The organism is Mycolicibacterium brumae (genome assembly GCF_025215495.1).
GTDB classification, from domain to species: domain Bacteria; phylum Actinomycetota; class Actinomycetes; order Mycobacteriales; family Mycobacteriaceae; genus Mycobacterium; species Mycobacterium brumae.
The window spans coordinates 804,563-816,809 of record NZ_CP104302.1 but is presented as its reverse complement, the minus strand read 5'-3'; the positions used below and the strand labels follow the sequence as shown (position 1 = coordinate 816,809).

The window sequence follows — 12,247 nt, the reverse complement described above, 5'->3', positions numbered from 1 at the left end:
GGATGGAGTGGCTTCGGGTAGACAGCACCGGGACGACGCCATTGTTCGAGCAGGTGCGCGCGCAGATCGTCACCGCGATCCGAGACGGCAGGCTGACGCCGGGCACCCGGTTGCCGACGGTCCGCGACCTGGCGTCCTCGCTCGGGCTGGCGGTGAACACCGTGGCGCGGACCTATCGCGAGTTGGAGTCCGCGGGCCTGGTGGAAACCCGCGGACGCAAGGGCAGCTTCGTCGCGCGGATGGATCCCGCCGACGCCGCGATGTCGGAGGCCGCCCAGGAGTTCGCGGACGTCGCCCGGTCGGTCGGCCTGGGGCGCGAGGCCGCCCACCGCTATCTGGACGCCGCGTTCCGGTAGCCCTACGAAGGGCGGACGGCGCGGCCGATGGCGAACTCGGACACCGGGACCGGCGCCCAGCGGGGCATGGTCCAGGTGTGCCGCGCGGCCAGGACCTCGAACCCCGCGCCGGTGATCACCGACTCGGTGTCGCGGTGGGTGTGGCAGTTTCCGAACAGCCGTGGCCACAGCGTGGCGTCGGCGACCTGTTGGACACGGCCGCGGCTCCCGGCGCTGGCCACGTGCTCCAGATAGCGCAGCTCACCGCCCGGCCGCAGGTGCGAATAGGCCTGCCGAACAACGGTTCCCGGTTCGAACACCGTGCACAGCACCAGGGAGCACACCACGGCGTCGAACGGCTCATCGCCCGCCGGGTCGTTGGCGAGGGCCTCACCGGTCTTCTCGGTCACGCTGACCGGTATACGCGCCGCGGCGGCCGCCGCACGGGCGTGCTCCAGCAGGTGCGCCTCGGGTTCGATCGCGACCACTTCGGTGACGGTGTCGGGGTAATAGGCGAAGTTGGTGCCGGCGCCGGCGCCGATCTCCAGCACCCGCCCGGACAGGCCGGCCAGATTCTCCATCCGCAGCGCCTTGATCTTGGCGGTCTCGTGGGCGGCCAGCACCACCCACAGGCGGGCGAACAGGGGGTTGTCGACGGCTGCGGTCATATCGCCATCCTGCCGTGTCCGGCGCCGAGCCGGTCCAGCAACTCCTCGGCGGTGGCGTCGTCGCCCAGCATGCCGAACACGATCTGGCCGGCCGCCGCCGCGCGCAGCACCCGGTCGGCGAACGTCAGCAGGTCGCCGAACGGCAGGTACGGCTTGGAGACCGCCAGGGCGACGACGCCGTGCGCGGCCGCCCACAGCTCCAACGTCGCCGGCGTGGGGTCGTCCTCGGGGGCGTAGATCCCAGCATCCATCAACGCCTGCACCGAGGCGCGCAGATGCTGGAACGCGGAGCTGCCGAGCACCGCGTCGGTGTCGCTGCCCGGGCGGGCCTCGCCCATGGTCGCGATCCGGTACAGCTCGGGGTTCGCGGCGGCGAACGCCACGTAGGCCAGGCCCTGGGCCCGCAGCGCCTCCAGGGGATTGCTCTGTCCGGCGCCGGCCCGTTGCATCTGCTCGTCGAGCTGCTCGAAGTAGCGGGCGCACACCGCGTCGAGCAGCGCGTCACGGTCGGCGAAATGCAGGTAGATCGACGGCGGGGTGACCCCGACCCGCTGGGCGACCGCGCGGATGGACACCGCTTTCTCGTGCCCGGATTCCAGCAGCAGTCCGGTGGCCGCGTCGAGGATGTCGTCGCGCAGCTGTTCTCCCGAACCCCGCGGGCTCCGACGGCGTCGCGACGGCGTCGTCACGACGACGAGGTCTCCGGCGCGGAGGCCTTCGGCTTGGTCTTCACCTTGGGCTTGGCCGGGATGAAGCCTTCCTCGCTGAATCCCCACCGCTGGTGCAGCCGGGCCATCGGCGCGGGCGCCCACCAGTTCCACTTGCCCATCACCTGCATGAACGACGGCACCAGCACCGCGCGGACCAGGGTGACGTCGACCAGGATGGCCAGCGTCAAGCCGACACCGAACATCCGCATGAACGACACCTTGGCGGCGATCAGCGCGGCGAACGTGATCGACATGACCAGCGCGGCGGCGGTGATCACCCGGCCGGTGCGGGCCAGGCCGAGCGCGACGGCGGCGCTGTTGTCCGCGTCGGTGCCCTTGCCGGCCAGCCAGAATTCCCGGATCCGGGACAGCAGGAACACCTCGTAGTCCATCGCGAGCCCGAACGCGATGCAGAACAACAGCACCGGCATGTTCGCGACCAGGATTCCGTTGGGCGTCGTGCCCATCGCGCCCAGATGTCCGTCCTGGAAAATCCACACCAGCGCGCCGAACGCCGCCGATAGCGACAGCACGTTGAGCACCAGCGCCTTCAGCGGCAGCACCACGGATCCGGTCAGTAGGAACAGCAGCACGAAGGTGACCACGGCGATCAGCCCGAGCACCAGCGGCAGCCGGGAGGTGATGGCGTCGACGCTGTCGCGGTTGACCTGCGCCGTTCCGGTGATCTGCACCGGGACGTCGTTGGGCGGGGTGATCGCGCGGATCGCGTCGAGCTGGTCTTCGGACTGTTGGCTGAACAGGGGCGCGGAGCTGGCCGCGGTCAGATACGCCTTGCCGCCGGCGAACCCGGTGGGCGCCGACGGCGGGGCGGTGCGCAGGCCGCCGACGAACATCCCGGTGGGCGCGGACACCGAGGTGATGCCGTCGATGGTGGACGACACCCGCGACGCGTACAGCTCCAGGTCCGCGGCCTGCAGTTCGGTGGCGTCGGGGACCACGATGATGATCGAGTTCGGCGAATGCGCGGGGAACTGATCTCGCAGCACGTCGCCGACCTCGTGGGCGGTGGCGCCCTTCGGCAGCACGCGGTCGTCCGGGAAGCCCCACTTGACGTGCAGGAACGGCAGGCCTAGGAAGACCAGGAACAGCACGCCGACGATGCCGACCGGGATGGCGTGGCGCATCACCAGCCGGCTGGAGCGGTAGAAGAACATCTGGTCGACGGGCTGGACGACGGCGGGCGGACGGCGGAACAGCCGGCGCAGCAGTTTGCGCATGTCCAGGGCGTCCAGCCGCTTGCCCATCAGCACGATGACCGCGGGTGTGACGACGATGGAGGCCAGCGCCGCGAAGACCGCCACCGCGACACCGGCGTAGGCGAACGACCGCAGGAAGTACATCGGGAAGAAGACCAGCGCCGCCATCGACAGGCCGACCGTGGTGGCCGAGAACAGCACCGTGCGCCCGGCGGTGGCCATGGTGCGATGCAATGCGCGCTCCATCGGCTCGCCGGCGTTGATCTCGTCGCGGTACCGGCTGACGATCAGCAGCGTGGAGTCGATGGCCAGCGCCAGGCCCATCGCGGTGGTCAGGGTCAGCGCGAAGATCGACACGTCGGTGGCGAAGGTGATCAACCGCAGCACCGCCATTGAGGCGACGATGGCCAGACCGCCGACGGCCAGCGGAATGCTGGCGGCCAACAGCCCGCCGAACACCCAGACCAGCACCACGAAGCTCAGCGGCAGCGCGATGGCCTCCATCAGCAGCAGGTCACGCTCGGTCTGGGCGGTGATCTGGGCGTAGACCATCGCGGCGCCGCCGGCCAGCGCGGTGACGTCGGGGTGCTTGGGCAGGATGTCGGCGTTGACATGGTCGACGATCTGCTGGGCGTAGCGCTGCGCCAGGTTCTCGCCGCCGTCCATGCTGGCCAGGATCAGCGCGGAATTGCCGTCGGCGGAGACCAGCGTTCCGTTCATCGGGTGCGGTGAGGTCCATGGGCTTTCGATGTTGTGCGCGTGCCCGTTTTCCTTCATCGCGGTCATGATGTCCCCGGCGACGGCGCGGACGTTCTCGTCGGCCAGGCCACCGGGCCCGCTGACCACGAAGAGCAGCTGCATATCCGTCTGGCCGAAGGTCTCCGACAGGATCCGGGTGGCGTTGCCCGACGGCGCCGTCGGATCCTGGAAGCCACCGGCGGACAGGCTCTTGGCGACCGGGAAGCCGAAGGCGGCGGCCGCCACGAACAGCAGCAGCGCGCCGGCGATGACGCGCTTCGGCGCGGACAGCGCCAGCCGGGTTATGCGGTTGAGCATCAGGGACTCCTGGGGTGGACCGTGATCGGGGGACGCCGGCGCGTCGGGCGGGTCGAACGGACAGTAGTTAACACCGTTAAGTTATCGAGGTCAACGTATTGGCCGCGGCGTGTCATCGGGCCGGCGGCGACGCAACTTCCGATCGCACCCTACTCGGAAGTAATAATTGCCACAGTTTTCCGAGAGCGGGCTCAAAGATTCCTTAAGAGTCGAACCTACTCTCAAGTACATGTGGATCGACGACACCAATGCCGACGTCATCAAGGTTGATTTCGAGGCGCTCTACCACGGTGATTTCCTGGTCGAGGGCGACACCTCCGAGCAGCTCGAAGACGTTCACCCCATCGCCAGCTGAGCGGTAGCCGATCACCACGCCACCCGGCGCGGTGATCGGTTCTGGCTTTGCCCGACTCCGGCGGCACACCCGCCCGGCGTCGGCGCTTCCTGGCCGGACAGCGCCTGCCTCGCGTCACGCGACGAGGCAGGCGCTTTGTTGTCTCCGGGCGTCGCTTGCGATCAGCCGTGTCCAATGCGGCCGACCCGCCGCGCAAAGCCCTCCGCAAGCTCCGGGCTTCGCTTGCGATCAGCCGTGTCCAATGCGGCCGACCCGCCGCGCAAAGCCCTCCGCAAGCTCCGGGCTTCGCTTGCGATCAGCCGTGTCCAATGCGGCCGACCCGCCGCGCAAAGCCCTCCGCAAGCTCCGGGCTTCGCTTGCGATCAGCCGACCATCCCGGCCAGTCGGCCGGTGATGATCGATTCCGCGTCGGCGACCATTCCCGAGATCAGCTCATCGCAGGTCGGGATGTCGTTGATCAGGCCCATCGCCGTGCTGGCCGACCAGATGCCGGCTTCCAGATCGCCGTCCTCGAAGACCTTGCGGCCCCGGGCGCCGGCCACCAACTCCATCACGTCCGGGAACTGGCCTCCGTCGTTGAGGATCTTGACGACCTCGCGCGAGACGGTGTTGGACGCCACCCGGGCGGTGTTGCGCAGCGGGCGGAAGATCAGCTCGGTGCCACGCTCATCGGTGGCGACGATCGCCTCCTTGACGTTCTGGTGAATGCAGGACTCGACGGTGCACATGAACCGGGTGCCCATGTTCACGCCGTCGGCGCCCAGCGCCAGCGCCGCGGCCAACCCCCGGCCGTCGGCGAACCCGCCGGAGGCGATCATCGGGATCTCGATCTGATCGGCGGCCGCGGGGATCAGCACCAGGCCGGGGATGTCGTCCTCACCCGGGTGTCCGGCGCACTCGAACCCGTCGATGCTGATGCCGTCCACGCCCAGCGACTGGGCCTTCACGGCGTGCCGCACCGAGGTGCACTTGTGCAGCACCTTGATCCCGTGGTCATGGAAGATCGGCAAGTGCGGCGCCGGGTTGGAGCCCGCGGTCTCGACGATCTTGACCCCGGAATCGACGATCACCTGCCGATACTCGTCATACGGCGGCGGGGTGATGGCCGGCAGGATCGTCAGGTTGACGCCGAACGGCTTGTCGGTCAGGTCCTTGGTCTTGGCGATCTCGTTGGCCAGGTCGGCCGGCGTGGGCTGGGTCAGCGCGGTCAGGAACCCCAAACCGCCGGCGTTGGCGACGGCGGCGACCAATCCGGCCCGGCCGACCCACTGCATCCCGCCCTGGGCGATGGGGTGCTCAACTCCGAAGGTTTCGGTGAACTTCGTCTTCAATGCCATGGCAAGCCTTTCTATTGATCCCAGTCGGCCAGCACCGACTCAGTGTCTTCACCACGAACTCGTGGCGGGGTCGGAGTGTCCAGGGTGCTGCGCGAGAACCGAGGGGCCGGCCGCGGCTGCAGCCCGTAGGTCCCGGCGTCGTAGAAGGTGTCACGTTCGGCGATGTGCGGTTCTTCGCAGACCTCGTTGAAGGCCAGCACCGGCGTCACACAGGCGTCCGAGCCGGCGAACACCTCTGCCCAGTGGTCGCGGTCGTGGCTCCGGAAGCGCTCGGTGAAGACCTCGCGCAGCTTCGGGAACCCGGTGGGGTCGATCTGGTACGGCAGTTCGGCCGGGTCGAGTTCGAGCTTGGCCAGCAACTCGGCGTAGAACTGCGGCTCGATTGCGCCGACCGCGACGTAGCGGCCGTCGGCGCATTCGTAGGTGTCGTACCAGGGAGCACCGGTGTCGAGGAAGTTGACGCCACGCTCGTCGGTCCACATGCCGGTGGCGCGGAACGCCCACATCATCTGGATGAGCACCGACGAGCCGTCGACCATGGCGGCGTCGATGACCTGGCCCCGCCCCGAACTCTGTCGCTCGTAGAGCGCGGCCAGGATGCCGACCAGCAGGAACATCGATCCGCCGCCGAAGTCGCCGGCGATGTTCAGCGGCGGCACCGGCCGCTCCCCCTTGCGGCCGACGGCGTGCAGCAGGCCGTTGATCGAGATGTAGTTGATGTCGTGGCCGGCCTGCTGGGCCCGCGGCCCATCCTGCCCCCAGCCGGTCATCCGGGCGTAGATCAGCCGGGGGTTGATCGCGTCGCAGTCCTGCGGACCCAGGCCCAACCGCTCGGCGACCCCGGGCCGAAACCCTTCGATCAGCACGTCGGCCTTGGCGATCAGCTTGAGCGCGAGCTCACGCCCGTCGTCGGACTTCAGGTCCGCGGTGACCGAGCGGCGGTTGCGCAGCATGGCGTCACGTTCGGGCGCCGCGCTTTTAGACGGCCGATCGATCCGGACGACGTCGGCGCCGAGGTCGCCGAGGATCATCGCCGCGTGCGGACCGGGGCCGATACCGGCCAGTTCCACGACGCGCAGGCCTTGCAGCGGTCCCGCCACCTGTTCCACCTTTCCGAGGTTCGCCGCCGGACGTCGACGATATCCTCCGGCGATCATGTCACCATAGCCAACCAACCGATTGGTGGATAGACCTACCAACCGATCGGTTGATTACGTAGGGTGATCGAATGCCCGCGAAATCCGGAATCGCCGCCCTGCCACCCGTCGACGGACTGCTGGTCGAACTGACCGCCGGCGTGCTCACGCTGACCCTGAATCAGCCCGAAACCCTGAACGCTCTGACCGCCCCCGTGGTGGCCGGTCTGGCCGACGCGCTGGAGGCGGCCGCGACCGATCCGCGGGTCCGGGTGGTGCGTCTCGGCGGCGCGGGACGCGGCTTCAGCTCCGGCGCCGGTCTGAGCCGGCCCGAGGGCGCCGAGGCGCCGCCGCCACTGGACGTGCTGATCGAAGGCAATCGCGCGGTGCGGGCCATCATCGACCTGCCCCGGCCGGTGGTGGCCGTCGTGCAGGGACCGGCCGCCGGCATCGGGGTGTCACTCGCGCTGGCTTGCGACCTGGTGATCGCCGCCGAAGAGGCCTACTTCCTGCTGGCCTTCACCAAGATCGGCCTGATGCCCGACGGCGGCGCGACCGCGCTGGTCGCCGCGTCGGTGGGACGGGCCCGGGCCATGAAGATGGCGCTGCTGGCCGAACGGCTGCACGCCGCCGACGCGCTGGCGGCCGGCCTGATCGCCGCCGTCCACCCCGCCGAGGAGTTGCCGGCCGCTGCCGACGAGCTGGTCAGTCGGCTGCTGGCCGGACCGGTGGTCGCCTACGGCAACACCAAATTGGCCATCAACGCCGCCGCGCTGCCGGAACTCGACGCCGCCATCGCCCGGGAAACGGCCTGGCAGCACCGGCTGTTGCAGGCCGACGACCAGCGCGAGGGCATCGCCGCGTTCCTGGAGCGGCGCGCGCCGAAGTTCACCGACTGCTAGTCCTGGGCGTCCCGGTGCATGACCAGCAGGTGCTCATAGCCCAGCGCGTTGTGCCGATTGGCCGCGACCTCCTCGTCGCTGAGCTCGCGACGGACCTTGGCCGGCACCCCGGCGACCAATGACCGCGGCGGGACGACCATCCCCTGCGGCACCAACGCCGCCGCCGCGATCAGCGAGCCCTCGCCGATCACCGCGCCGTTGAGCACGACCGCGCCCATGCCGACCAGGACGCCGTCGCCGACGGTGCAGCCGTGCAGCACCGCGTTGTGACCCACGCTGACGCCCTCGCCTACGGTCACCGGAAATCCGGGGTCGGTGTGCACCGCGACGCCATCCTGGACATTGGAGCCCGCGCCGATCACGACCGGTTCGAGTTCACTGCGCACCGTCGCGCCGTACCAGACGCTGGCCCGTGCCTCCAGCGTCACGTCGCCGACCACATTCGCGGTCGAGGCGACCCAGGATTCCGGATGCAATTTCGGGGTGCGATTTCCGACACTTCGGATCAGCGGCTCAGACATAGCCACCGATCGTAGAACGTGACGTCAAACGTCCGCCTGAACTGCGGGTTTTGGGCCGTCAGCGGCCCTGTGCGTACCATTTATCTCGATCTGGCGCGTCCGGTTGACCGGTTTCGCCGAACGTGTCGACCCGGTTCGGCGCGACAAAACACGCTGCGGCGGTAACAACGGTCGTTATCAGAACGACATAGTGCGCAGTGTCCGACAACAGTGTTGGACAGCAACAGCGTTTCAATAGCATCAGCGTTCAACAGCAACAAGGAGACAGCTCGACGATGAGGATCCACAACAGCCGCAAGACCTTCGGCGCGTTCACCGCAGCGGTCGCGCTGACCGTCGCCCTGCCGATGGGGATCGCCAACGCCGACGATCCCAAGCCCCCGCGCGAGCCCGAGGGCCCGGCCTGTGGCGCCTACAAGGAAGCCCACCCGTCCGGCTCGGCTGCCTTCACCTCGATGGCCACCGTCCCGGCCTCGCAGGCGATCGCCAACAACCCGGATCTGTCGACCTTCAGCTCGGCCATCTCCGGTGGGCTGAACCCCGAGGTCAACATCGCCGCGGTGCTGGACAACGGCCCGTACGTGGTGTTCGCGCCGACCAACGACGCCTTCGCCAAGCTGGCCCCGGCCACCATGGAAGCCCTGAAGACCGACACCCCGTACCTGTACTCGATCGTCTACTACCACATGGCGCTGGGCCTGCTGACCCCCAAGACGGTTCAGGGCAAGATGACCTCGCAAGAGGGCCGCCAGCTCACCATCGAGGGCAAGGGTGACAACATCACCGTCGACGGTGTCGCCAAGGTGACCTGCGGCGGCATCACCGCGCAGAACGCTCAGATCTACATGATCGACACCGTGCTGGACCCGGCCGGCTCGCAGCCCGCCTACGAGGGCGAGCCGACGGCCACCTCCACCACTGAGGCTCCGGCGGAGTCCACCACCGAGGCGACCCCGACCGAGGAGACCTCCGCGACCGAGTCGGCCGCCCCGGCCAGCGGCGAAGAGGCCACCACCGAGGAGTCCGCCGCGGCGACGACTTCCGAGGAAGCCGCCACCGAGGGCGAGAACTAAGCACCAACCGAATCGGCCCGGCCGCTCATTTGAGCAGCCGGGCCGATTTGTCTGTCCGGGTCAGCGGGCCTGCCAAACCGGCGCGCGTTTCTGCGCGAACGCCAGCGGTCCCTCCATCGCGTCGGCGGTCTGCATCAGCGCGGCCATCTCGCGGTTGGACCGGGCCCAACGCCGATCATCTCCGGCGATCCGACCGTCGTCGACGCCGAGCGCCACCCGCTTGCTGGCCTGCACGGCCAGCGGCGCATTCACGGTGATCCGCTCGGCCAGCGCGATCGCCGCGTCGAGCACCGTCCCGTCGGGCGCCACCTGATTGATCAGGCCCCAGCGCAGCGCGTCGGCGGCCGTCAGCGGATCCCCGGTGAGCACCATTTCCAGCGCCACCTTCTGCGGCAGGTGGTCCATGATCCGGAACGCTCCGCCCGCTGCGGCCATCAAACCGCGCTTGACCTCCGGCAGCCCGAACTGAGCGCGTTCCTCGGCGACCACCAGGTCACTGGCCAGCGCGAGCTCCGATCCGCCGCCGAGCGCCGTGCCGTTGACCGCGGCGATGGTTGGCTTGTCGATCACGTGGCTGACGTAGCCACCGAAACCCCAGTCCGGCCGCGTCGGGTGGAACAGGTTCTCGCCCTTATAGAGCGCCTTCAGATCGGCGCCGGCGCAGAACGACTTGTCGCCGGCCCCGGTGAGCACGACCGCCCACACTCCGGGGTCTTCCTGAGCTTGCTCGAGCGCGTCGCCGAGTCCGGAGCTGACGGCGCCGTTGACCGCGTTGCGCGCCTGAGGCCGGTTCAGCGTGATCACCATGACGTTGCCGCGGCGTTCGACCAACACGGCGGGTTCGGTGGCGGGATTCTCGGTGGTTGTCATATCGCTGAGGCTAGCCCGGCGGTTTAGCGCAGCCGCGTCGCAAGTCGGGCCAGGTATCCGTCGATGTCGAAATCGCCGCCGGCGTGCACACTGAGCGCGATCGTGTCGCCGATGCCGTGCACGCCGTGGGTCAGGCTCATCATCGGCGACAGCGCCGGGTACCCGGCCGTCAGCAGCACCGACGCCCCGCCGAAGCGCAGGTCCTTGTCGCCGCGGTCCACGCTGGACACCACGGTGTGGCCGCTGACCGCCAAGGCGCGAACCGTCGCGTCGAACTGGCGCACCCCCCAACGCAGCAGTGGCGCCGGCACGGCGGCCAGGGCGTCGGCTTCGGCACGGGCCGCCGGGTGCTCAGCGCGCCGGCGCGCGGCGGACAGCTGCGCGGCCAACAACTCGGCCCTCTCAGACCGCGGCAGTTCGGGCCGCAGCGCGATCGACACATTGCGAAAGTGGTTGCGCGCGTGGCGGATGCCGGGTTTTCGCAGCGGCACCTCGGCGGACAGCCCGGCTGCCTCGCCCAGCTGCTGCGCCAGCGCATCGCCGACGGCCAGCAGCGCCCCGACTGTGACAGTGTGTCCGCGGTTGAGCGCGTGCCGGGGCACCACCAGCGTGCGCAGCCGCGACCGGCCGGACGGGGCCGCGTTGGTCGCCAGCAGCGACCGCGGTTCGGGCGGCGGCGGGAGCGCGCCGGCGTCCAGATCGCGAACCAACTGCCGGTGCGCCCGGGCTGCGACCATGCTGCGCAGCAGCAGCGACCCCCGCCGACGCTCGGCGATGGCCGGGACCGGCGCGGGCCGGCCGAGTAGCCAGGCCGCGAGTTGCGCGGCCCGAGAGCCGTCGGCCAGCGCGTGTGCCACCTGCAGCACCAGCACCGTGGCCGGTCCGGCCGCACTCGGCGCCCCGGATACCGGGGCGAAAACATGTGCCCGCCAAGCGGATTCGCGGGCGTCGAGCTGGTCCGACGTCAACCCCGCGACCGCGTCCAGGCAGCCCGCCCAGTCTAGGCCGGCCTCGCGCACCCGGACCTGGTCGGCGCGCAGGGCGGCCGGCGCCCAGCGCGGATAGGCCCACCACCGATCATCGGCGACTCGTTGGCTCAGGTCCGGGCAGGCCCGGGCTCGCCGGAGCAACTCCGCGGTCGCCGCGTCGGTGTCGACCACCCCGTCGAACGCGTACAGCAGGAACTCGTCGCTGGGGATCTTCGCCGACATCCAGTAGGTCTGCGCGTCCACCGCGGCCATCGGCGCGGCTCGGCGATCGGCTGTCACGAAACCCGACAGTAGCCAACGGGTTTCTGCGTACTGTGACGTTTCAAAATCCGCGTGGCCATCAGAAGAGAAGAGGGCAACTGTGTCGATGGAACTCGAGGGCAAGGTCGCGGCGGTCACCGGCGGGGCGTCGGGCATCGGCCTCGCCTGCGCGAAGGCGATGGCGGGCGCCGGCGCGCGGGTCGCGCTGGTCGACTACGACGCCGCCGCCCTGGACCGAGCCTGCTCCGAGCTCGGGGCGGGCGCGTTCGGCGTGCGCGTCGACCTCACCGATCCCGGCGACGTCGCGACCATGCTGCCGCGGATCCTGGAAACCGCGGGCCAACTCGACATCTTCCACGCGAACGCCGGGTCCTACGTCGGCGGCGAAGTGGTGGGCCAGGATCCCGACAGCTGGGACCGGATGCTGAACCTGAACATCAACGCGGCGTTCCGCACGGTGCACGCGGTCCTGGGCTACATGACCGAGCGCGGCGAGGGCGACATCGTCATGACCAGTTCGGTGGCGGGCGTCGAGCCGGTGCGGGCCGAACCGATCTACACCGCGTCCAAGCACGCCGTGCAGGCCTTCACGCACACCGTCCGACGGCAGGTCGCCGAGTTCGGAGTGCGGGTCGGCGCCGTGCAGCCGGGCCCCGTGGTCACCCCGCTGCTCAACAGTACATGGTCAAGGATCTGCGCTCCGGCGCCGAGGTGGCCGAGTCGACCGGCACCCGCGCCGTCCTGCTGCCGGCCTTGTCGGCGGCGTTCGAGGAGATCGTCGAGGCCGGCCTCGGCGACCGGGACATGTCGGTGACAC

At 69.6% G+C, this 12,247-nt stretch carries 13 protein-coding genes; 5 read left to right on the top strand and 8 right to left on the bottom strand.

Annotated features, from left to right (window positions below; genetic code table 11):
• Positions 1–2 precede the first annotated feature (2 nt).
• A complete protein-coding gene (locus L2Z93_RS04225; protein WP_090589278.1) occupies positions 3–356 on the top strand; it encodes an Rv1152 family transcriptional regulator in 354 nt (117 codons plus the stop codon).
• A 2-nt stretch (positions 357–358) separates the two neighbouring features.
• Here the strand turns inward: L2Z93_RS04225 and L2Z93_RS04220 are convergent, their stop codons facing one another.
• From L2Z93_RS04220 to L2Z93_RS04210, 3 genes are read right to left on the bottom strand one after another with little or no spacing between them, the layout of a single operon-like run.
• Complete coding sequence (locus L2Z93_RS04220; protein WP_090589277.1) at positions 359–1,003, bottom strand: class I SAM-dependent methyltransferase; 645 nt, start codon at positions 1,001–1,003, stop codon at positions 359–361.
• Entirely contained in the window at positions 1,000–1,692 is a 693-nt protein-coding gene (locus tag L2Z93_RS04215) for a TetR/AcrR family transcriptional regulator (RefSeq protein ID WP_090589276.1), read from the bottom strand. The genes L2Z93_RS04220 and L2Z93_RS04215 overlap by 4 nt, the downstream gene beginning before the upstream one ends.
• The gene (locus L2Z93_RS04210; RefSeq protein ID WP_090589275.1) at positions 1,689–3,986 is read right to left on the bottom strand and encodes an MMPL family transporter; all 2,298 of its coding nucleotides are present in this window, start codon (positions 3,984–3,986) and stop codon (positions 1,689–1,691) included. The genes L2Z93_RS04215 and L2Z93_RS04210 overlap by 4 nt, the downstream gene beginning before the upstream one ends.
• A gap of 229 nt (positions 3,987–4,215) precedes the next feature.
• Between L2Z93_RS04210 and L2Z93_RS04205 the strand changes: the two genes are divergently transcribed.
• Positions 4,216–4,341: a hypothetical protein gene (locus L2Z93_RS04205; protein ID WP_090589274.1), complete on the top strand. Its 126-nt coding sequence runs from the start codon at positions 4,216–4,218 to the stop codon at positions 4,339–4,341.
• A gap of 362 nt (positions 4,342–4,703) precedes the next feature.
• Here the strand turns inward: L2Z93_RS04205 and L2Z93_RS04200 are convergent, their stop codons facing one another.
• On the bottom strand, positions 4,704–5,678 hold the full coding sequence (locus tag L2Z93_RS04200) for an NAD(P)H-dependent flavin oxidoreductase (RefSeq protein WP_090589273.1): 975 nt from the start codon (positions 5,676–5,678) through the stop codon (positions 4,704–4,706).
• Positions 5,679–5,689: 11 nt separating this feature from the next.
• Positions 5,690–6,778 carry a CaiB/BaiF CoA transferase family protein gene (locus L2Z93_RS04195; protein ID WP_090589364.1) on the bottom strand — a complete coding sequence of 363 codons (1,089 nt, stop codon included), beginning with the start codon at positions 6,776–6,778 and terminating at the stop codon, positions 5,690–5,692.
• 128 nt (positions 6,779–6,906) lie between these two features.
• Between L2Z93_RS04195 and L2Z93_RS04190 the strand changes: the two genes are divergently transcribed.
• Positions 6,907–7,716: an enoyl-CoA hydratase gene (locus L2Z93_RS04190; protein WP_090589272.1), complete on the top strand. Its 810-nt coding sequence runs from the start codon at positions 6,907–6,909 to the stop codon at positions 7,714–7,716.
• Here the strand turns inward: L2Z93_RS04190 and L2Z93_RS04185 are convergent.
• Positions 7,713–8,237: a gamma carbonic anhydrase family protein gene (locus tag L2Z93_RS04185; RefSeq protein ID WP_090589271.1), complete on the bottom strand. Its 525-nt coding sequence runs from the start codon at positions 8,235–8,237 to the stop codon at positions 7,713–7,715. The genes L2Z93_RS04190 and L2Z93_RS04185 overlap by 4 nt on opposite strands.
• 275 nt (positions 8,238–8,512) lie before the next feature.
• Between L2Z93_RS04185 and L2Z93_RS04180 the strand changes: the two genes are divergently transcribed.
• Positions 8,513–9,310, top strand: coding sequence for a fasciclin domain-containing protein (locus L2Z93_RS04180; RefSeq protein WP_090589270.1), 798 nt, complete (start codon positions 8,513–8,515; stop codon positions 9,308–9,310).
• A 60-nt stretch (positions 9,311–9,370) separates the two neighbouring features.
• Here L2Z93_RS04180 and L2Z93_RS04175 read toward each other — a convergent pair whose 3' ends face one another.
• Positions 9,371–10,180: a crotonase/enoyl-CoA hydratase family protein gene (locus L2Z93_RS04175; RefSeq protein ID WP_090589269.1), complete on the bottom strand. Its 810-nt coding sequence runs from the start codon at positions 10,178–10,180 to the stop codon at positions 9,371–9,373.
• A gap of 23 nt (positions 10,181–10,203) precedes the next feature.
• Positions 10,204–11,421, bottom strand: a complete 1,218-nt coding sequence (locus L2Z93_RS04170) for a WS/DGAT/MGAT family O-acyltransferase (RefSeq protein ID WP_090589268.1) — start codon at positions 11,419–11,421, stop codon at positions 10,204–10,206.
• 115 nt (positions 11,422–11,536) lie between these two features.
• Here L2Z93_RS04170 and L2Z93_RS04165 point away from each other — a divergent pair, with 115 nt between their 5' ends.
• Positions 11,537–12,244, top strand: coding sequence for an SDR family oxidoreductase (locus L2Z93_RS04165; RefSeq protein WP_234786158.1), 708 nt, complete (start codon positions 11,537–11,539; stop codon positions 12,242–12,244).
• The last annotated feature ends 3 nt before the right edge of the window (positions 12,245–12,247 follow it).

Excerpts from the sequence above, each read along its gene's own strand:
- L2Z93_RS04225 (WP_090589278.1), top strand. The coding sequence starts at position 3 with ATGGAGTGGCTTCGGGTAGACAGCACCGGGACGACGCCATTGTTCGAG.
- L2Z93_RS04220 (WP_090589277.1), bottom strand. The coding sequence starts at position 1,003 with ATGACCGCAGCCGTCGACAACCCCCTGTTCGCCCGCCTGTGGGTGGTG.
- L2Z93_RS04210 (WP_090589275.1), bottom strand. The coding sequence starts at position 3,986 with ATGCTCAACCGCATAACCCGGCTGGCGCTGTCCGCGCCGAAGCGCGTC.
- L2Z93_RS04205 (WP_090589274.1), top strand. The coding sequence starts at position 4,216 with ATGTGGATCGACGACACCAATGCCGACGTCATCAAGGTTGATTTCGAG.
- L2Z93_RS04200 (WP_090589273.1), bottom strand. The coding sequence starts at position 5,678 with ATGGCATTGAAGACGAAGTTCACCGAAACCTTCGGAGTTGAGCACCCC.
- L2Z93_RS04190 (WP_090589272.1), top strand. The coding sequence starts at position 6,907 with ATGCCCGCGAAATCCGGAATCGCCGCCCTGCCACCCGTCGACGGACTG.
- L2Z93_RS04185 (WP_090589271.1), bottom strand. The coding sequence starts at position 8,237 with ATGTCTGAGCCGCTGATCCGAAGTGTCGGAAATCGCACCCCGAAATTG.
- L2Z93_RS04180 (WP_090589270.1), top strand. The coding sequence starts at position 8,513 with ATGAGGATCCACAACAGCCGCAAGACCTTCGGCGCGTTCACCGCAGCG.
- L2Z93_RS04175 (WP_090589269.1), bottom strand. The coding sequence starts at position 10,180 with ATGACAACCACCGAGAATCCCGCCACCGAACCCGCCGTGTTGGTCGAA.
- L2Z93_RS04170 (WP_090589268.1), bottom strand. The coding sequence starts at position 11,421 with ATGGCCGCGGTGGACGCGCAGACCTACTGGATGTCGGCGAAGATCCCC.
- L2Z93_RS04165 (WP_234786158.1), top strand. The coding sequence starts at position 11,537 with ATGGAACTCGAGGGCAAGGTCGCGGCGGTCACCGGCGGGGCGTCGGGC.